18 protein-coding genes are annotated in these 21,253 nt (G+C 36.7%); 5 read left to right on the top strand and 13 right to left on the bottom strand.

Going from position 1 to position 21,253, the window contains the following annotated elements; all coding sequences use genetic code 11:
• Nucleotides 1–63 precede the first annotated feature (63 nt).
• On the top strand, nt 64–822 hold the full coding sequence (locus M5A78_RS10120) for a class I SAM-dependent methyltransferase (protein ID WP_248735144.1): 759 nt from the start codon (nt 64–66) through the stop codon (nt 820–822).
• A gap of 84 nt (nt 823–906) precedes the next feature.
• Here the strand turns inward: M5A78_RS10120 and M5A78_RS10115 are convergent, their stop codons facing one another.
• From M5A78_RS10115 to M5A78_RS10110, 3 genes are all read right to left on the bottom strand, one after another.
• Entirely contained in the window at nt 907–2,253 is a 1,347-nt protein-coding gene (locus M5A78_RS10115) for a glycosyltransferase family 2 protein (protein WP_248735160.1), read from the bottom strand.
• Between the two features lie 490 nt (nt 2,254–2,743).
• Entirely contained in the window at nt 2,744–2,875 is a 132-nt protein-coding gene (locus M5A78_RS24710) for a hypothetical protein (RefSeq protein WP_264760451.1), read from the bottom strand.
• Between the two features lie 159 nt (nt 2,876–3,034).
• A complete protein-coding gene (locus tag M5A78_RS10110) occupies nt 3,035–3,343 on the bottom strand; it encodes a hypothetical protein (RefSeq protein WP_248735143.1) in 309 nt (102 codons plus the stop codon).
• A gap of 235 nt (nt 3,344–3,578) precedes the next feature.
• Here M5A78_RS10110 and M5A78_RS10105 point away from each other — a divergent pair, with 235 nt between their 5' ends.
• Nucleotides 3,579–5,531, top strand: coding sequence for an elongation factor G (locus tag M5A78_RS10105; protein ID WP_248735142.1), 1,953 nt, complete (start codon nt 3,579–3,581; stop codon nt 5,529–5,531).
• A gap of 273 nt (nt 5,532–5,804) precedes the next feature.
• On the opposite strand, the gene M5A78_RS10100 is transcribed toward M5A78_RS10105, so the two are convergent.
• The 3 genes from M5A78_RS10100 to M5A78_RS10090 all read right to left on the bottom strand — a co-directional run bounded on the left by M5A78_RS10100 (nt 5,805) and on the right by M5A78_RS10090 (nt 9,639).
• A complete protein-coding gene (locus M5A78_RS10100; RefSeq protein ID WP_248735159.1) occupies nt 5,805–7,052 on the bottom strand; it encodes an L-lactate MFS transporter in 1,248 nt (415 codons plus the stop codon).
• 149 nt (nt 7,053–7,201) lie between these two features.
• Nucleotides 7,202–7,981, bottom strand: coding sequence for a LytR/AlgR family response regulator transcription factor (locus tag M5A78_RS10095; RefSeq protein ID WP_248735141.1), 780 nt, complete (start codon nt 7,979–7,981; stop codon nt 7,202–7,204).
• Nucleotides 7,978–9,639 carry a sensor histidine kinase gene (locus M5A78_RS10090; RefSeq protein ID WP_248735140.1) on the bottom strand — a complete coding sequence of 554 codons (1,662 nt, stop codon included), beginning with the start codon at nt 9,637–9,639 and terminating at the stop codon, nt 7,978–7,980. Before M5A78_RS10090 ends, M5A78_RS10095 begins: the two co-directional genes overlap by 4 nt.
• Before the next feature lie 218 nt (nt 9,640–9,857).
• Between M5A78_RS10090 and M5A78_RS10085 the strand changes: the two genes are divergently transcribed.
• Genes M5A78_RS10085 through M5A78_RS10075 form a run of 3 tightly spaced genes read left to right on the top strand, consistent with a single transcriptional unit; the run spans nt 9,858 to nt 13,643 of the window.
• Complete coding sequence (locus M5A78_RS10085; protein WP_264760450.1) at nt 9,858–10,967, top strand: GerAB/ArcD/ProY family transporter; 1,110 nt, start codon at nt 9,858–9,860, stop codon at nt 10,965–10,967.
• On the top strand, nt 10,957–12,477 hold the full coding sequence (locus M5A78_RS10080) for a spore germination protein (protein ID WP_248735139.1): 1,521 nt from the start codon (nt 10,957–10,959) through the stop codon (nt 12,475–12,477). The genes M5A78_RS10085 and M5A78_RS10080 overlap by 11 nt, the downstream gene beginning before the upstream one ends.
• Entirely contained in the window at nt 12,477–13,643 is a 1,167-nt protein-coding gene (locus M5A78_RS10075; protein WP_248735138.1) for a Ger(x)C family spore germination protein, read from the top strand. Before M5A78_RS10080 ends, M5A78_RS10075 begins: the two co-directional genes overlap by 1 nt.
• A gap of 312 nt (nt 13,644–13,955) precedes the next feature.
• Here M5A78_RS10075 and M5A78_RS10070 read toward each other — a convergent pair whose 3' ends face one another.
• The 7 genes from M5A78_RS10070 to meaB form a co-directional block, all read right to left on the bottom strand.
• Nucleotides 13,956–14,339, bottom strand: a complete 384-nt coding sequence (locus M5A78_RS10070) for a PaaI family thioesterase (protein WP_248735137.1) — start codon at nt 14,337–14,339, stop codon at nt 13,956–13,958.
• Nucleotides 14,340–14,375: 36 nt separating this feature from the next.
• Nucleotides 14,376–14,963: a TetR/AcrR family transcriptional regulator gene (locus M5A78_RS10065; RefSeq protein WP_248735136.1), complete on the bottom strand. Its 588-nt coding sequence runs from the start codon at nt 14,961–14,963 to the stop codon at nt 14,376–14,378.
• A 35-nt stretch (nt 14,964–14,998) separates the two neighbouring features.
• Nucleotides 14,999–16,207: a M24 family metallopeptidase gene (locus M5A78_RS10060; RefSeq protein WP_248735135.1), complete on the bottom strand. Its 1,209-nt coding sequence runs from the start codon at nt 16,205–16,207 to the stop codon at nt 14,999–15,001.
• 113 nt (nt 16,208–16,320) lie between these two features.
• A complete protein-coding gene (locus tag M5A78_RS10055; RefSeq protein WP_248735157.1) occupies nt 16,321–17,889 on the bottom strand; it encodes a class I adenylate-forming enzyme family protein in 1,569 nt (522 codons plus the stop codon).
• Between the two features lie 35 nt (nt 17,890–17,924).
• Nucleotides 17,925–19,577: an acyl-CoA mutase large subunit family protein gene (locus tag M5A78_RS10050; protein ID WP_248735134.1), complete on the bottom strand. Its 1,653-nt coding sequence runs from the start codon at nt 19,575–19,577 to the stop codon at nt 17,925–17,927.
• Nucleotides 19,578–19,586: 9 nt separating this feature from the next.
• Nucleotides 19,587–19,991 (bottom strand): cobalamin B12-binding domain-containing protein, encoded by a 405-nt coding sequence (locus M5A78_RS10045; protein WP_248735133.1) that lies wholly within the window; start codon nt 19,989–19,991, stop codon nt 19,587–19,589.
• A gap of 249 nt (nt 19,992–20,240) precedes the next feature.
• Nucleotides 20,241–21,203 (bottom strand): methylmalonyl Co-A mutase-associated GTPase MeaB, encoded by a 963-nt coding sequence (gene meaB / locus M5A78_RS10040; RefSeq protein ID WP_248735132.1) that lies wholly within the window; start codon nt 21,201–21,203, stop codon nt 20,241–20,243.
• Nucleotides 21,204–21,253 lie beyond the last annotated feature (50 nt).

Genomic DNA, 21,253 nt, shown 5'->3' with positions numbered 1-21,253 from the left:
GTACACACTTGTATAAAATTGCGTGTCAAGTTAATTAGATATAGTAATTTAGGGGTGGACAATATGGACTTATCGGAATTTAATCCTAAAGGGAGATTTAGTAATCGTGTAGAAAATTACGGAAAATATAGACCTAACTATCCAAATAATATAATAAAATTTTTAAACACCAATACAAGTTTTACAAAAGAATCTATTATTGCTGACATAGGCTCAGGAACTGGTATTTCTTCCAAATTATTTTTGGACAATGGAAATAAAGTATATGGTGTAGAGCCTAATGAGGATATGAGGAGAGCAGGAGAAAGGTATTTATATAACTATACGAATTTTTATTCCATAGATGCTTCTTCTGAATGTACGAAATTAGAATCGGAATCAATAGACGTAATTGTTTGCGGACAAGCATTTCATTGGTTTGAACCAGAAACAACAAAAAAAGAATTTCTTAGAATATTGAAGCCTGATGGGTTCGTAGTAATTATAAATAACAGAAGAAAACTCGGCAGTGAATTTATGAATAGATACGCAGAATTAATTAGCAAATATTCTGAGAGTGATGTAAGTAAACCACTTCATACAAATTTGTCAGATGTCGTTGATTCAAAAACAATTTACAAAGAGGTATTCGATAATCCTCAGATATTTAATTTTGAGCGACTACAAGGGGATTTAATATCTTATTCATATATTCCCAGTGAGGAAAAAACAATATTTAGTACCATGATTTCAGAATTTAAACTTCTATTCGATAAACACAATAAAAATGGAAGGGTAATTTTTGATTATGAAACAGTGTTGTATCTTTGTAAAATGAAGTAATTTAATTTAAAGAACCCATCCATTTGATGAGTTCATATTTTTTAGGTTTTTCCATAATAGGCTTCGACTTCCCACTTAACAGATTCATTTCCATACCCTTTGACGCTGCATGAATTCTTGCACGTAACCCCAAACTGAAACAGGAGACATGATTAATTGATAGCACAAGACAAAAAAGATAAATCCGATCCGATTTTTTCGAATATGCAATCCTAATTCACGAAAAACCCCTTTTTGGTATCGATAAAGCAAATAATTGGAGAGCAATGCTAGAGGTAAAACGAGTAGAGTATGAGCTCCGACGATCCAGAAGATACCAAAAAAGCTCAAGATGAGTCCTGGGATCCATGCAAATGTGTAAACAAAATCCAGGAATGGCATCACTAGGTTCGAGCCTGTTAAATAACGAGTGAAAATCCTAGGCTGTGCCCACGGTTTTACTTGTTTTAGCGCTTCAATCATTCCCCTTGCCCAGCGGCTGCGTTGGCGGGCGAAGTGACTAAATTTCGTTGGTACATCGGTAAAGGCAATCGCAGTTGGCTCAAAAAAGACCTTATAGTTTTTCTCTAAAAACGCCCATGTAAGGACAATATCTTCTCCGATAGCATCGGGCCAACCACCAACCTCATTGATAACATCTGTTAGATAGAGACTGTAGGCTCCTTGTGCGACAAGGGTCCCTTGATACAAGCCTTGAAGACGTTTAATCGAGGCAATACCTAAAAAGTAATCCCATTCTTGAAGTCTGGCTAACCAGTTTTCACGGCTATTACGAACAAGAACGGCTCCCGCTACCGCACATACCTCTTCTGGTGCGGATTCCATGCGAGCAACTAAACGACGAACGGCCTGAGGATGTAGTAATGTATCGGCATCTAGCGTAATGACATATTTTGTATCCACAAATGAAAGAGCATTATTTAAGGCATGGTGTTTTCCAGGCGTTTCCTCAAAAAGGACGTGAATATCGAGTCCCAATTCGTTTCCTATCCGTTTTGCAACCTCTGCTGTATCGTCTGTCGAATGATTATCAATGACATAAATGCGCATCAATCCTTCATAGTCTTGTTTCGCTAATTGCTGTAAGGTCCCAGGAATCGCCTTCTCTTCATTCCAACAAGCAATTAATATACTTAAAGATTCTTTGGGATCAAGCGTTTTAAAAGCTGGCTGTCGATCAAACAAGAGACTGACCACCATGAAAGCATTTAAATATCCTGGTAAATAAGCAATGCCTGTAATGAGAACAATGGCGACAGGAACCGTTACAACTTCCCCCAATTCCTTTACCCAAGGGACTGAAAGATAAATAGAAAACACCATCCATGTAAGTGCTAGTCCGTGACTGAGCCAGAATTTTCCTAAAACAGGGAGATAAAATCCTCTTTGAAACGGAAATGATGGAGGTCTTAATGGGGTTCTAGTTTCTATTTTCAAAGGAAGACAACTCTCCTTCTTATGAGATTTAGTACTACTTATTTTATATTATTTATTGGTATATTCCCTTGCATTTGGGTAATTACCAACAATAATACAAGAGAAGGAGTGTATTTCCATTCCATCGATGACCAGATTCCTTTTAGAAAAATTGATTGGCTCATTTTTCGGTGATATTGGCTCATTTTTTTATGTTAATGGCTCATATTCAATAGATATGGCTCATTTCTTCACGATATTGGCTCATTTATCTGGATTTTTGGCTTTTTTTCCAAAAAACACCAAACATATATTCAACCATAAGTGCCATTTGGGTATAAAAAAAGAGTGGAAGCATTGAAATTCATGCACCACTCTTTTCTATTTCTTGATTAATGTACCTTTTCAATTCCAGTTTTCTTCTGATTAAGGATAATCTGTTTGAATTTTCCCGAACATGTTGCATGGTTTCACTAATCTGCAAGGTGGAAAAAATGTTTCTTAGTTACTCTTTTTCATAAGCTATAACGACCACTTCTTTATGTGATTCTTCGCTTAATTTATCCTCCAGAGTTTGAATCTCACTTACTAAATGAGGCGAAAGTTCTGCCGCAACATAATCCTTTTCTTGCTCCATTTTTTTCACTCCTTTTGTCATTATTCTTGCACTATCCATTCGGAAATATCCAGAATATGCGGCTTATGACTCTTTTGGTTTAACAATCATTTTATTCTATTAAGAGAATACATGTACCGAAAAACGAATTTCTAACCCACCAAAACAATTTAAGTTGCTCTATTTTTCTCCAGTGATACTTGCCTTTTTTTGTTGGTTTTGGTTAATCCAGCCCTTCACAGAGAAAGCACAGCAAATACCAAAAAACAAGGTTCCACCGAACCACAACTTTACATTTTCAGGAACTTGTTTAATGAACGGAATCGATACATGCCAATTATTTTTAAGATAGTCCCCAATCAAATTGCTTAGGAAAAGTAACACCGATAGGATTATAACGTTAATCACAAGATCTTTCATTTTTCTTTTCTTCCCTTTATCCCATTGTAAAAGTAAAAAAAACACAATAATGGCAAAGATGTTAGCCAATGTATTTCCCCCATTAAATCTTTAGTTTATATAACCAGTTTGAAAATAAATAAATTCTAATTTATATCAATCTTACCATATTCCAAACAACGATTTATTCGGAATTTTTAAACGAATCAATTCTTGATTAGCTTATTAGCTATCCCCATTACATGCGTTCGTTTCATCATCTGAAAAAAGGTTCTTTTTGTTATAATAGGTTTATGAATAGCTTAGGACATTTAGAGGTGACAGGATGAAGAAAACGATTGGGATGTTTGCCCATGTGGATGCCGGAAAAACTACATTGGCGGAACAGCTGCTTTTCCATACAAAAGCAATTAGGCAAAGAGGCCGTGTCGATCATCAGGATACCTTTCTCGATACGCATGAAATTGAAAAACAAAGAGGCATTACGGTTTTTGCTGACCAAGCGATGTTTTCATTGAACGAATCCAATTATTACTTGATTGATACCCCAGGACATGTCGACTTTTCTCCAGAAATGGAGCGAGCGATTAGAGTAATGGATTATGCAATAGTGATTTTGAGCGCGGTGGAAGGAATCGAAGGCCATACGGAAACAGTCTGGCGTCTCCTCCAAAAGCATCACGTGCCAACCTTTTTCTTTATTAACAAAACCGATCGGGTTGGTGCTGATGCCTTAAAGGTCTTGGAAGAAATTCGCGCCAATTTAACCACTGATGTCTTTGACATGACTGAAACGTTAACCAAGGGGAAAATGAATGAAGAACTGATCGAATTTATGGCGGAACGCAATGAATCCCTTTTGGAAATATACATGGAAACTGGCTATCAACCGGATCTTTGGCTAGAAACGATGAAAAAGCTGATACAGGAAAAGCAAATTTCCCCATGTGCCAGCGGCTCCGCTTTACAGGATATAGGAATCAGTAGCTTTTTAGAAAAATTAGAGATGTTAACATCAACAAATTATCTAAGCGAAGAACCCTTTGCTGGAAGAGTCTATAAGATTCGCTATGATGAAAAAGGCACAAGAATCACGTTTATTAAAGCCTTAAGTGGTACTTTAAAAGTACGTGATGAAATAAGCTATGGCGGTGATAAAAACCTCATTTCCGAAAAAATTACACAAATTCGTATGTATAATGGTACTAAATTTAAGGCTGTCGATTTAGTTTCAGCCGGAGATATTTTTGCCGTTACAGGACTGACGTCGGCCTCCGCTGGTGACGGCATAGGAACAGTAAAAGAAAAAGCTGATTATGAAATGAAATCGGCGTTACAATCCAAAGTGATGGTTGATCCATCAATAAATGTAAAAGAGGTATTGCGGTGTTTTAAAATCCTAGATGCAGAAGACCCAGCTCTGAATGTAACCTGGGAAGAACGTACGCAAGAAATTCATATTCATATCATGGGGACGATACAACTAGAGGTGCTAAAACTTATCGTAAAGGAACGGTTTCATTTCGATGTCACCTTTGCTGAACCGGAAATTTTATATAAAGAAACAATTAGTTCTGAGGTAATTGGGTACGGCCATTTCGAACCGTTAGGGCATTATGCCGAAGTCCATCTGAAATTAGAACCTACGGCTAGAAATAGTGGCATTACTTTTGAAAGTGTCTGCCATACCGATCACTTGACAGTCGGAACTCAGAACGTAATCCGTAATCACCTGTTTGAGCGGGATCATCATGGGATACTATCAGGCTCCCCCATTACCGATGTGAAAATCACGTTACTAACAGGACGAGCCCATATTAAACACACCTCCGGGGGCGACTTTAGAGAGGCCGCTTACCGAGCATTACGGCAAGGACTGGAAAAAGCAACAAACTTATTGCTCGAACCATTTTATGATTTTAAAATCAAGATCGATTTGGATCTTATCGGTAAAGTGCTGACCGATATTCAGCAGGCACATGGCAGCTTCGACCCGCCGATAACCGACGGAAACAAAGCCATTTTAACCGGGAAAGTGCCGGTGGCAACCTTCATGAACTATGGCCCTGAATTTGCCTCTATTACCCAAGGGAAAGGCATCTTGAATTTAGTAGTTGGCGGCTATTACCCTTGTCATAATCAGACCGAGGTAATTGAAAGGAAAAGTTACAATAAAGATGCTGATCCTGAATATACTTCGTCTTCGATTTTCTGTTCAAAAGGACAAGGTTATTCCGTTTCGTGGGATCATGCGGAAGCGGAAATGCATGGTTTATAAGTATCTAAACATTTGGGATCAGACCCCAAAAAAACTATCTTGAGCCTCAACTCCCAACCCAACATGGAAATAAATTTAGAGAACAAGCAGTAGTCACCTAATAAAGGCGGTGAGAGCAGAGCTAGACTTCACATCTTTCGTTTAGTGAAATGGGTATTTCACTTTAATTGGTTAAAGTGATTCATTTTAGCAGCGCTCCGCCCCTTTTCCACAAAGAAGAAAGGCAACGACCAAAGTAAAGGGTTCGTTGCCTTTCTTCATATTCTTAATAGATTAACTTGCTCTTGTGTCCGGTGTCATGCTGCGAATTTTCTCGTGATTCTTTCTCTCCTTCGATTTAGGTTGTCGATAACCTGGCGCCTTTGTAGTCAATGCGATTAGTAATGAGACGATGCTCAAGACTGCAATAAGCTTGAATGTAGGTATGAAACCACCTAGGGCTGAAGCAATAAATGATCCGGATATGGCACCAAGTCCGAAGCCTTGATAAATGATTCCGTAGTTTTTACTCTGATTTTTCAAACCAAAGAAATCAGCTACGATGGCAGGGAATATGGTAATATTACCGCCGAAACAGAAAGCAATCCCTGCCACACAGGTGTAGAACAAGCCAAAATTCAGATGAACAAAACTTAATACAGTAACAGCTACTGCCGTTACAAGAAGTGCACCTGCTACCACTTTCAAACGGCCTACTTTATCTGATAGTGCTCCAAGAATAAGTCGGCCAGATGTATTAGAGATGGCAACGATTGCGACAGCATTACTTGCAGCTGCAATATCAAGATGTGCCAAACTAACACCAATGTCTTTGACGATCCCAATTAGGTATAAGCCCCTCATACAAGCTGTGAAAAAGATCACAAATAATAAGTAAGCTTGCTTCGTTTTCAGCATTTCTTTGATTGTAAAGTCTTTCTGTTGAATTCCATCAAGTGTTTGCGACTGATTGCTTATTTTTGCTTCCCGAACTAGGAATGATCCGCCCACAACCATGACCATGACGATGAATCCCCAGAAGAAAAAAGCTTGAGAAACGCCAACTGATTGAATAAGTGAACCGTTAATGAATTTGAATAACAAGCTTCCCGTACCATAGGCCCCAACAGAGATTCCAGAAATAAGTCCTTTTCTATTAGGAAACCACTTAATTAAATTAGATAAGGAAGTAATGTAAGCAGTACCGTCTGCTGCCCCAACCACAATACCTGCCAATATGTAGAGCATCCACAACGATGAAACCTGGGAACTGAGTATTAATCCTGCTCCCAACACAAAACCGGCACAGCGAATTAGACGGCGAAGCCCCCATTTATCCTGCAGTTTCCCGGCAAACAACGTGGATATTGCCAATGCTAAGCTAGTAATGGAAAAAGTAAAAGCAACCGAACTTAACTTCCAACCGAAGAGTTCTACTAACGGCTGGTTAAAAAGACTCCACGTATAAATAGTACCTAATCCCATTTGCACGAAAATAGTCCCCAACACAATCAGCCATCGACGATCTGTGCTTGATTTCATTTCAATCTCCTCTTTTCTTCCAGTAGATACATGATGATTTTCAATATCAGAATCCTTATTTGATTTTGTTTGTATCATCATCATACCACCGAAAAAAAAGACGAAATCGTTTTCAGAACGAGATGCATATTATTCGGAATGAACGGAGGTTATAGCCGCATGATTTGTCGAAACTCTATCACTTTGCTTCGGCTTACTGGAATTTCCACTGTAAGATCCTTTAAACGCAGCATATAGGTTTGGTTAAACCATGGAACAATTTCACGGATCTTGGTCAAGTTTACAGTATAAGAACGATGACAGCGAAAGAAAAGGTCCTGAGGCAGTAGTGAATAAAACTCCGATATGCTCATCGGCATAGTGTACTCCTCTTGCTCGGTATAAACTAACGTAACCTTTTCACTAGCTAAAGCGTAATAAATATCATTGACATCGGTCACGATAATTTTATCGTTTTTTTTCAAATTAATTCGGCTTGAAACCCTAGAACTGATTTCCTCTTCAGGCAACGGCGATACCTGGTTAGATTTTAGTTTCATCTCCTGAATCATCGATTCAGCATGATCTCGTTGATAAACTGCTTCCAGTTTGCGAAGCATTGCGGCAATCCGCTTCTCATCATAAGGTTTTAAGATATAATCAAAAGCTTCAAGTTCAAAAGCCTGTACTGCATGTTCTTTATAGGCAGTTGTAAAGATAATATAAGGTTTTTTTGTAAATTTACAGATCGTACTAGCTAACAGCATCCCATCAAGTGACGGAATGTTAATATCCAAAAAAATCGCATCTGTTTCCTGCTCTTGCAAAAATTTTAAAACATCTAAGCCGTCATCAAAGAAATTGGTAACTTCGATTTTACTGTAGGCTTCAATTAAATACTCCAGTTCCTCTCGAGCTGGAATTTCATCTTCAACAATAATCGCTTTCATATTTTCTCCTTTACAATATCGAAAGAAACTTCTGTTCCAGGTGTTAGTCGATGAATGACAAGCCCTTTTCCATAGATGAGTTTTACTCGCTGGTGAACGTTATACAAGCCGATTTGTTTGGCAGGTACATAGTCATGCTGCAAATTTTTTATCACTTCTTCGCTGATTCCAGTCCCAGTATCCTTCACACTTATTCTTATTCTGTCTTCCAAATCCTTCACTGCAATGGTGACAATTCCTGGGCCCTTTGTCTTTAATATGCCATGGATAATGGCATTCTCCACTAAAGGCTGGATGAGCAGGCTCGGAGTTCTTACATTTACTTCGTCTATTTCGTATTCTACCTTTAGACGGCTGCCGAAACGTGCCTTTTCTATTTCAACATAATCTCGGACCTGCTCCAATTCTTTGTGTATATCAATTAATTCATCACTTACCTCTAAATTGTACCGCATATAGCCAGAAAGATTGATGATTAACTCACGTGCCTTTTCTGGATTCTTTCTTGTGGTGGACGCAATTGCATTCAGTGCATTAAACAGGAAATGCGGATTTATTGTGGTTTGGAGCGCCTTCAGCTCTGCCTTATTAGCCGCTTCCTTAATCTGTTCGATACGAGATATCTCCATCAGCGTGGAAATGATTTGCGATAGTCCGATGGCCATTGTCTGCAGTGAATAAGTCATCTTATAGGCTTTGCGGTAATAGATCTTGAGTGTTCCCGTCACCTCTCCTCTCTCCTCAAAAGGCATAATGAGAAGGGAGTGGATTTGGGGTGTATTCTGATCGGCAATTTGATTCCGGATGATGATTTTCCCGCTGTGAATAGCCTCTTTTGACAAATCACTGATAATTTCCTCGCCAATCACATATCGCTCTTCGCCAAACCCAACATATGCGAGCACATTATGAGTATCCGTGATCGCTACAGCATCAGCCTTTATATCATTTTTGATAATACTGCATATCTTTCTTAATGAATCTGAATTAACAGAACGAAAATAGGGTAATGTCTTGTTGGCAATATCTAAGGCTAACTTAGCCTGTCTTGCCGCAATCCCTTCTTTTTCACCTTCAACACTCATAACAAGCAATACTATCAGGCCAATGTTGACCTCACCTGCAATCATTGGAAAGGCAATCTTTGAGACGATGTCCAAACCAAGTTCAAAAGGTTCTGCCATCACAAGAATCAGCAGCATGGTCAAGACTTCGCACAACATCCCTGCTGCTATTCCATAAATCCAACGCAACGACCGCTTCACTCTTCGATTAATATATCCCGATACAATCCCTGCTATAATGCTCGAAATTAGGCATGGTATCGAAGTAATTCCTCCAATATCAATCAAATACCGATGAACTCCCGACACTATGCCTGTAATAATTCCCACCCAGGGTCCAAACAAAATCCCCCCAGACACGATGGCGATAATCCTGACATTCACAAGTGAACCTTCCACTTTAATGCCTGAATATGTACCAAATATGGCAAATAGGCAAAACACAAGCGTAATGACAACTCGTTCTATAAGAGAATGGCGGTCTTTTTGAAGCGATTCCTTAAATCTTGGGACCCGTATCATAAAAAACAAACAAATCAAGAGCAAAGCCGCCCGTTCGAATAAATGTATTAACATTTCTAATGAAGTATTCATCTGAAAATCCTCTCTTTGATGCGTCCTTAGTTCCTGACAAAGTCGATCTATGTGTTAATCAAAATGGTGTCAGGCACCTTTTCCATTCTTTTTGATGACAGCCATGTTCTCCATATGACTAAAGCTGATCAAACCATTTTTCTTCGAATCTACAAAAATAAAATATAACAAGAATAAATAAAAGTGAAATACAAACAATAATTACCATTATTATACTTTTGGGGGGGATAGCTATAAAAAAGTCAGATTCGATTACAGTATTTCAATTAATCCTATTATCTATGACTGCGATTGGCTTAAAGAATCATGTCACTATTATTTCACCACTGATACAAACTGTAGGAAGAGATTCTTGGTTAAGTGTGATTGTTTCACTTTTTTTGGTACTTCTCTGGATTCCTCTTCTATTTTTTATTCATAAAAAAACAAAGCAAGAGCACTTGAATACATGGATGCAAAAATATACTGGAAAAGGGCTAGGCAACATTATTTTTTTCATTATTATCCTTTATCTTACCATTTTAGCAGGGGTGACATTAAGGGAGACAATTACTTGGGTCAGTATTTCTTTCCTGCCGAAGACCCCTTTTTTTTTAATGGCAGCTTGTTTTGCTTTGGTTTGTTGGATGCTGGCAGGGACGAGTCTGCGTACCTTGAGTATCGTTAATATTTGCCTTTTATTTTTTATTATTGTTCTCGGCTTTTTTGTGGCGCTTGCGAATATTCAATTCAAGAATTTTTCACTTCTTATGCCCTTTCTCGAATATGGGTTTCGGCCCGTTTTAAAAGGTACGGTATACCAATGTTCAGGGATGGTTGAATTAATGCTGCTTCTATTTCTTCAACACAAAACTGAAACACCCATTCGATTTCGTCATTTTGTAATAGCTTCAATCATTTTAACATTGTTAACAGTTGGTCCTCTTATAGGAGCTGTGATTGAATTTGGACCCGTTGAAGCATCAAAACAGCGATTTCCTCCATACGAGGAATGGGGGCTGGCCTCTCTGGGAAATTTTATTGAACACGTCGACTTTTTATCCATCTACCAATGGCTATCAGGTGCATTTATCCGAATTTCATTACTTTTGCTGTTAATAAAGGAATATCTTCCATTTAAACAAAAACAAAAATGGTATCTGTTATTTATATTAGCTGCAATTACTGCTATAACATTACTGCCAATCACTGATTTTCAATTCATGGGATTTTTAACTGCAATCATTTTACCATTTACAGTTTGGTTCTTCTTAGGCTTATCAGTCTTCCTCGGTCTATTGGTAGCGTTCTTTGAAAGAAAAAGTTGGAGGCCGAACAATGATGTTTAAGAAAAAGCACAAGAAAACCACTCTGACTATAACCAAAAGTCCTGATAAAAAGGATATTTCAACAGCCGCAAAGTCCCTTAACGAACAAACTCTTCGGGAGTTATTCAAAAAAAACGAAGATGTAAAATTTGATCCTTTTACATTTAATCAGCACAAGGTGATGCTTATTTACTGTCAAGGGTTAGTTAGAAACGATATGCTTTATCAAACGGTTCCCGAACGTCTTGATGCTTTTTTTTCGCAATTACAAATAGAACCTAGCAAGGAAAAGATTCACGAACTCCTTCGCCTCCCTTCTCTAAAATTGGTAGAAAATGAAGATGAAGCAGTTTCAGAGATTTTTTCCGGAAAATTGTTGTTGAATTTTAATATACCGGGAAGCCTTTTTCTGGTGGACATTTCAGAACGGCCACAGCGAAACCCTGAAGAAACAAAAACAGAAATAAGTATCTTAGGTCCACGTGACAATTTTATCGAAGACATTTCAATCAACATCGCATTAATTCGAAAACGACTTCGAACAACCTCGCTTGCCAGTAAATCGCTTGAAATTGGCAAGCGAACCAGAACGAAAGTTTCTGTTCTTTATATAGACGATATTACTGATAAGGAAATTTTACAAAGCATCATGGAAAAGTTGTCTGCTATTGATATTGATGGCCTATTTAGCGGTACACAATTAGAAGAATTAATAGATAAAAACCCATTTGGTTTCTTTCCGCGTCATGCCTATACGGGACGGCCGGACTTTGCCGTTCAATCTCTCCTTAATGGCAGAATCATGATTTTAATCGATGGGATTGCATATGCCTACATTACACCGGTAAACCTGTTCTTTCTGTTAAAGAGTAGCGAGGATAAAGAGCAGAACTATGCTTATAACTCCTTTGAGAGATTAATGAGACTTGTCGGAATTCTTATAGCCACTTTCCTTCCGGGTTTCTGGGTTGCACTCTCTGCTTTCCATCAGAATCAGCTTCCGCTCACGCTTTTAGCAACAATTGTAGAATCGAGAAGAGGAGTTCCTCTGCCCACTGCTCTTGAAGCCTTATTAATGTTGGTTATATTTGAATTATTTCGGGAAGCTGGCCTGCGCTTGCCAACTGCAGTAGGACAATCACTCAGCGTAATAGGCGGACTTATTATAGGAGATGCGGCAATTAGAGCAGGTTTAACAAATCCTGCCATGCTTGTTGTCATTTCAGGCTCGACTATTGCTACTTTTACACTGGTAAACCAGTGGTTAATCGGAACAGTTTCGATAATACGATTTTTTGTCATTTTTTGCGTTTCTCTTTTGGGCTTTTTTGGTTTTTTTATCTCAATGTTTATTATTTTAATTTACATTGCTAAAATTCGGATTTTTGGGGTCCCTTATTTAGGCTTAGCCACCCGAATTGATATGATGAATATCTTAAAATCTGTTTTTCGTTTACCTGATTCCAAAAAAGTCAGTAGAGAAAACTCTCTGAACCCTAACGATTCTGCCCGAAAAGAAGGGGAATCCTAATGAAGAGAAAACTGATAAAACACTTGTTTCTTACATTGATCGTGCTGGCTGGAATCCCAATCGCAGGCTGCTGGGATACAAATGAATCCGAGCGAATGGTATATGCTCAAGGGATGGGAGTGGATTATAAGGATGGTCATTATACCGTTTATTTACAAATAATAAATTTACGATTGATGGCAAAATCTGAGTCCAGCGGAGCCGGAGGACCTCAAGTAAATGTTGAAGTCGGCCATGCCTCGGCAAAAACGTTAGATAAAGCAATTTTCAACCTCTATAAAAGTTCCCAAAGACGCATTTTCTGGGGCCATCTTTCCTATGTTGTTTTCACAGAAAATGCGCTAAAGCAAGTGGGGGTCAAAGCAACGATTGATTTCTTGGATCGCTATCGGGAGACGCGCTATCGCATTTGGATTTATGCAACAAAGGAACCACTTTCAAAAGTATTCGTTACTACTCCAATTCTTGATATGTCTCCCGCCCTATCCAGGCTAAGTGATCCGGAAGCCTCATTTCATCAAAGTTCGTTTATTCGACCAATCGATATGAGAAAACTGCTTATCGCGATAGACGAGCCTGGACACGAGGTTATTATGCCTTCCATAAGCCTTTCTAAAAATTCATGGGAAACAGATAAGGGGAGACATGATGCCATTAAAATAGATGGGATTGCTGTTGCAACATCTGTTGCTCTTAAGGGAGAAATAACAAACCATCACGCAATAGGTTTTAGGTGGATGAGTAAAGATTTTGTTCGAGACGTGCTAGAGGTAAAAAGTAAAGAAGGGCCAAAAGTTAATCTAGTGATTGAAAAGTTAAAGGTAAAGATACTCCCCGTCGAAAAAAATTCGAACATTCATTTTAATGTACAGATTAAAGCTAAAGCTGTAATTTATGTCCTTGAGGAAAAAGTGAAGCTTGCTAGCTTAGCAACAGAAACAGAAAAGGAAATAAAAAAAGAAGTTATGGAAACATATTCAAAGGGACTTAACATCGACGCAGATGTGTATCGACTATCAGAGGTTCTTTATAGGAAAAACGTAAAAGCCTGGAAACAAGCAGAACATAATGGAAAAATTCCGTTATCGAAAGATTCCATTAAACTGGATATAAAAGTGAAATTGGTTAATGGAGCTAAACAACGGGAAGAGCCTACCATAGAATAACAACTGTCATTACCTTTTGATTCATGTTAATCTTCAGGGCTTTGAGCCTAGACTTAGATAGTCGATTATCCTTACCGATGAATAAAGAATATAGATTTTCACTGATGCCCTGCTCTTCCGATATCTTCCTCCTTAAATGAAAAAACCTCGCCCTTAGTCAAAATGATTGCCTAAGGACGAGGTATATCTGTGTTACCACCTTAATTCGCTATTAATTCGCATTATCAGCCTCAGGGAAATAGGTAAATAAGAACCTTCAACTGACGTTCAATAAGATGTTAAATGCACGATATTAGTTGCTGGTTCTTATGCTTATTTATTTAATGTCTTTTTTAATATCGCTGAAGATTTTGCTACAATATTGTTTTTGTCATCATATATTTTACATTCCCCATGAATAATTGTTCTCCCTATTCTTTCAGGAGAAGCTACTGCTACTAAGTACTCTCCAGTAGCAGGTTCTAGGTAAGTTATATTTATATCAAGCGTAACAACTTCTTGAATACATTCTTTATTAGTGATCGGCAATAAATTTCCAAATGCAACATCGGCTAAAGTTGCTATAATTCCACCGTGAACAACACCTAAGCTATTTAAATACAAGGGGACTATAGGCAATGTAACTTTTATTTGGTTAATATCTATTCTTGTATACTCTAAATTTAGAAAATCATCAAAAGCTTGTTTAATAAACAATAACCCACCCCCAAACTAATCATATAATTTAATTGATTATTTGATTACTGATTTAAGCAAGCTACATGAGAAAAAATCAGCGATCTCATCATTTGATTGATTATCACGAGGTTTTATCCAATAAGGCATATAATTAACTGCTCCCAAAATTAATAACCTTGCTAATTTAACATTATTTGTTTCAAAAATTCCTTTTTGAACACCCTCTTCAATAATTGATTGGAAAAGTTTTTCATACTTATCGCGTTGTTCTAGTACCGCTTTACGAGTATCAGGTGATAGCATATTGGGTCTATTAATAACACTAAACACAGCATTTTCTTCAATAATAAATAAAACTAATGATTTAATTGCATTCTTTAACTTTTTCGAAGGATGATCGTTACTTTCAACAATCACCTGAAGTTCTTCAATACACTCTGACGCTACCAAATCATGGCATTGGAATAATAAATCTTCCTTGCTACTTACATAATAATAAATAGCGCCTTTTGTCATTCTAAGCTCATTAGAAATGTCTTCAATTGTTGTTTCATGGTACCCTTTTTTGTTAAATAAATTTGCTGCTGTCCTTAATATATCTAGTTTTTTTTGAGTTGCTCTTTCCTCTCGAAATGATGCCATAATGATCACTGCCTTCTTGGAATTATGTGAGTAATTTATACCTCAAATCTGTCGCGTGAGAATTTCGTTAATATCTCATATCCTGATTCAGTAACAAGCACGGATTCTTCCATCGTTAAACCAAACTCGTTAGGAAAAATAAATTTAGGCTCGATAGCGAGTACCATACCTTGTTCAAGTATTGTATGATTAAAAGCGGAGATTAAAGGTGGCTCATCGATTTCTAAACCTATACCATGACCTACATATTTAAATCCATATTGCCCTAATCCCATAAATTCTTCTTTATATCCACTTGAAGTTGCTGTTGATTCTGCCTTCTGGTAAATATCTGAAACCATCGCTCCTGGACGTATCAGGTCAATTGTAGAATCAAGTACTTCAATTAATATCTTTTGTAAATTCTTAAGTCTATCATTAGCCTTTCCAAGCACAAAGGAACGGGCTTCATCTGCATGATAACCTTGATAAATGGTACCTTTGTCAATAACGATCAAATCACCATTTGAAATTTGGCGGTTTCCTGCTCCATAGGGCCTAATGGCACTCCTGCCTAACCCCGTCATTGTCATCCAATTACCTGAAATAATACTTGTATTTTCACCTGATACTACAACCCCAAAGCTTAATCTATTATTTGACCCTCGCTGGATCATATTACCTTCATCACCATATGAATATGTCACTTCTTCAATTAACTTTTGAAGCTGTATTTCTGTCATGCCTTTGTGTAATATTGAAAGAGCATGATCAAACCCTTTACTAGATATATCAGCTGCCATTTTAATTTGTGAAATTTCAAAATCTGACTTAATCATTCTTTGCGACCATACTAAAGGTTGAACATCAACGAATAAAGCATTTGGTATTTTTCTTTGCAAATTATGATATAAAATAATATTTATTACATCAAAAGAAAGCCCTAATACTATTTTTCTTTCTTCGTATACTTCTTTTAACGTTTCTATAATACTTCCAATCCCCATTGATGGTCTCACATCTGATATATAGCTGTCTTTCTTTCCGTGTTTTAAGTTAATTCTTACTAATAAAATTGGATCTTGATCACTTGGTACTATGAGTACACTATTTACTCCAGTACCTGAATAATAATAGATTTCTTCCTGTTGAAAAAAAATAGCGCCATCAATATTTTCATTTTGTAGCCGTCCTTGCAGCTTCTTAATTCTTTTGGTAAATTCACTATCAACATTGTCAACAGCTTCAGTCATTCTTTCAAACACTATTTTCCCTCCTGAAAAAATAAATAAAAGAGTAACATAATCACCTTATTTAGCTATATCTATAATTTTACATCTTTTTTTCTTTCAAAAGAAATAAATTTCCCTTGCCAATCTTATGATGTGGAAATTTTATTCATATTTTCTTTTAGTTTATGTTTCATTATTTTACCAGCAGCATTTCGAGGTAATTGTTCAACAAAATAGACAAATTTAGGTATTTTATATCCGCCTATCTTACCCCTGCAATAATCTCTAAGCTCTTCTTCATTAACATGACTCTTATCATTTGGAACGACGATTGCTGTAACTATTTCTCCATATAATTCATGAGGAACACCAATAATTGCTACCTCTTTTACTAATGGATGGGTAGATAATATATTTTCAATTTCAGCTGCATAAACATTTTCATCTCCAGTAAGGACCATATCTTTTTTTCTATCTACTACAAAATAATCTCCGCTTTTCAATCGAATACCCAGATCACCCGTGTAGTACCATCCATCAATAACGGCCTCGTTAGTCTTTTCAGGCTCTTGCCAATACCCCTTTAGAACAGTATCTCCTTTAACAAGTATCTCCCCAACTTGATTGTCAGGAACTTGGTTTCCATATTTATCAACAAGTTTCACTAACATCCCATATATCGGTTTACCTGCACTCATACCAGATGCTTTAATATTAGGTAATAAGTCTAATTTTTCTATTTCTCTTTCTAAAGTGCTCTGACTAATTACATTACTCATGACATGTGCGGTATTTTCTGTCATACCGTATATATTAGCTACGATAACTCCATGTCCTTTTGGGAACATTGAAAAGAATTTAGTCATCGTGGAATCTGATGAAAATCCACCACCTGTTGATACTGTTTTTAAACTAGTAAGATCATAGTTTTTAATTAGTGGATTGTTCGAAAAGATTTTCAACTGTGTAGCTGTAATATCCAAATCATTAATTTTATGTTTTTCAATTAATTCTGCTACCTCTTCTACGGAAAAGTCTGAGAAGATACAAGTCATCCCTAAAGCTATTTTATTAAGGCCCATCATTACCCCAATATGGAAAAAAGGGAATAAACACATTCCTACATAGTACCTATAACGGGGTAACTCTATTAGTTGATAACCACACATTGATGTCATATTTTTGTGTGTAATCATAGCTCCTTTTGGATTTCCCGTTGTCCCGCTTGTATAGCATAGAAAGGCTACGTCATTTTCTTCTACTTCACTTTCAACAACATCATCTTTTGCAGAATGAATGATTTCTTCAAGGTTTAAACTTAAATTATCCTTTTCTCCAATATTTATATAATTTTTAACTCCTTTTATTTCACTTTGAATAGTGGAGATTTTTTCCTTATACAAATCCTCATAGACGACTGTATTTGCTCCCGAATGAACGATAATAAACTTTAATTCTTCAGCAGAAAGTCTTGTGTTTAATGGTACAGCAATCCCGCCAAAAGCGAAAATTCCAAAATATAGTTCAAAGTATTCCGGTCGATTACTTAAGAGAATGGCTATTCGATCACCCTTGTAAGAATTTAATTGTTGTAATCCATAAGCGATTTTTCTTGATCTTTCATAAAATTGCTTATATGTCCTTTCAATACCTTTATATACTGTAGCTATCTTATCAGGGTATTCCATGACAACATTTTCAATTATGTTACTCATTAACACGAATAATCACTCCTTTAAGATCTAGGAAATCAAACAATATTCGGATGTCCAAAACCGTAACATTTTCTTAGTGTTTCAATAATTTCACCATGTGTACATCCCACACTTACGGCTAAAATTGTTTCCTCGAATATATTTAATTCGTCATTATTTGTTGCAGACACAATTCTACTTAAAGCTTCATCAACTTTGCTTTTATCTCTTCTATTTTTGAAGTTCTCTAAACGTTTTAGATGTTTTTGAACTAGTTTTTGATCTACCCTTGTAAGATTTGGTCGTTTATCTTCACTCTCATCGATTTGATATTTATTTACTCCAACAATTACTTTTTGGTTACTATCAACTTGTCGTTGATATTTTTCAGCTGATTCACCTATGACTTTTTGAACATAGCCCTTTCTTACCGCTTCTAACATCCCACCCATTTCATCAATTTTTTGAATGTAACCCCAAACTTCTTCTTCCATTTGATCTGTTAATCTTTCTAAATAATAGGAGCCTCCTATCGGATCAATTACATCGGCAATACCCGATTCCTCTGCTAAAATATTTTGTGTATTAATAGCAATTCTAGCAGCTTCCTCAATCGGTGTCCCTAGCGCTTCATCATATGAATCTGTATGAAGTGATTGCGCACCTCCAAGAATCCCTGCCATAGCTTGAATAGTTACTCGTACAATATTGTTTAATGGTTGTTGCCTTGTCAGCTCAGCGCCAGATGTTTGACCATGAAATTTAAACCGCAAAGAGCGTGGATCTTTTGCTCCAAACCGCTCCTTTAATAACTTCGCCCATATTCTTCTTCCTGCACGGAATTTTGCAATTTCTTCGAACATACTAATACTGATATCATAAAAAAATGTAAAACGAGGTGCAAAAGTATCAATTAGTAATCCCTGTTTCAATGTTTCTTCTATATAAGTAATACCTGTCGAAATCGTAAATGCTAATGCTTGGGCAGGAGTAGCTCCAGCCTGTTGCATATGTTGGCCGACAATACTCACTGGATTCCAATTTGGAACATATTTGTTTGTGTACTTTATGTGGTCTAACAAAATCTTTAAACTTCCCTCTAGAGAAATACGATAAAACATATGGTTAGCAACAAAGTGTGATATGAAATCGGATTGGTTACTTGTACCTGTTATTTTGGAATATGGAATCCCTCGACGATCTGCTATGACTAATAACATGGCCAATCCAGTAAAACCTATTGGATCATTTAGTGCAATACTGATTTTGTCTATTGGGATCTGATCAAAAGCAATTTCCATGTCCTCGATTGTATTGATCGGTGTTCCGCACGTCCCAACGAGTAAAGGATCAACTGCATCCGCATCATAACCTCGATAAAAACTGTTACAAAATATTAAACTTACAGCATTTGACCCTGCCTTTATCATTTCTCTTTGCCTTTCATTAAATCTTTCAGGAGTATCTAGTCCTATTAATTGTCTTCTACTCCACCCTCTACCTCGATACATCGTAGGGTACAACCCACGAGTATATGGATATTCCCCAGGATAGGACAGTGTTTCTTCTTTAATATCGTGAGCAGTGTAAATTGGTTTTATCGGTATTCCTGACAGGTTATACTTTAAATCTTGCTCTGCAGGAACTCCCCTCATTTTCTGATATTCTTTTGACCATTGCTGATAATTATCTTGTTTAATTTTCTTCATTCAAACACCTCATTTCATACTTGTTTTGCCCATGATATTTTCTACATATTCAACAATAGAGTCCAAGGTTTCTCCAGGATGAAAGATCTTTTTAACGCCAGCATTCAATAGCATTTCTTCATCTTCTCTTGGAATAATCCCTCCAACAAGAACTTTTTTGTCCCCTAAGCCTTCACTTTGTAGAGCTTCAATTAATTTAGGAACAATTAGATGATCATAGGCTAATGAACTAATGGCAACAATATCTACATCTTCCTGAAGAGTGATATTTACTACATCCTCTATCTTCTGCCAAGGACTAGTATAGATTACTTCCATTCCTGCATTTCGAAATGAACTGGCCACAACACGTGCACCTCTATCGTGACCATCTAATCCAATCTTTGTTACTAAAACTTTTATCTGTCTTTCCATTTTTCACTCTCCTCCAATATCTGTTTTATAAGAGTCTAGTAAATGATTTATATTTAACCTTTCTCATAGCAGGATCAAAAGTAATCGTGTTTGAGTTCGGTGAAATTCTGTCATAAATAAGGTTGTTACTCTGTAATGATATTCTGGAGAAAACGTTACCGATTCATAAATGAACAAATTAGCATTAAAATTTTTTGATAAGAGATCCCACACAAAAGAGAAAGCGCTATCAATAATTAGAATGTTAAATCAAACGTCAGCTTCCTTTTTAAGAAATCGGGTAAATAAATGGTTGGCGGCGTATTCAGGATTTATTTTCCTATCCATTACTTGTTTAAAAATGTCATTCCATTCAGCCCCATTCAATATTTCATTTTCTATATAACTCAAAAATTTCTCTTTCAAACTCTCGGTTAGCTTATACGTTGCATGTGCATTTTCAATCCTTTCTCTTTCACCTGTTTTGTTAATTTCATCCCACCTTACCTCCAATTTTTCAATGAGATCCTCTATTCCTTTATCTTCCAGTGCAGAAGTTAATAATACGGGTACCTTCTTTCTCTTTATAACTGATTCTGTATGAAGCATTTGTTGAATCTGGTTAGCAGTCATTTCAGCACTTGGTAAATCTGCTTTATTAACGACAAACAAATTGGCAATCTCCATAATCCCAGATTTCTGTGCTTGAATTTCATCCCCTAATCCTGGTGCAGTAACTACTATCGTTGTATGTGCTAAATTCATGATTTCTATTTCTGACTGCCCTGAACCAACTGTTTCGATTAAAATGCAGTCATACCCAAAGACATCCATAAGTGTAGTTATGTTTCCAACTGATTTGGACAATCCACCAACTTGCCCTCTAGATGCTATGCTTCTAACAAAAATATCAGGGTTTTTCTGAGAATTAGACATTCGTATTCTATCACCTAAAATTGCACCATTAGAAAACGGACTACTAGGATCAATTGCTATTATGGCAATTGATTTTCCGTCCATGTGTAATTTGGAAGCAACTCTGTCTACCAATGTACTTTTCCCTGTGCCAGGTGAGCCCGTTATTCCAATAATGTGTGCTTTACCTGAACTCAAATATATTTTTGAAACCAATTCCAAATAATTTTCTTCATTGTTTTCTACGATTGTTATTGCTCTTGCAAGTGCTCTTTTATTACCAGATTTAATACCTTCGATAATTCCTAAAAATTCCAAATGATTGAAACCTCCCTTACTCATATAAATTGAAATGATATCGATTAAGT

It is taken from the genome of Neobacillus rhizosphaerae (genome assembly GCF_937468385.1).
Lineage (GTDB): Bacteria > Bacillota > Bacilli > Bacillales > Cytobacillaceae > Neobacillus > Neobacillus rhizosphaerae.
The sequence above is the reverse complement of the archived record's forward strand: the minus strand, read 5'-3'. Positions and strand labels throughout refer to the sequence as shown.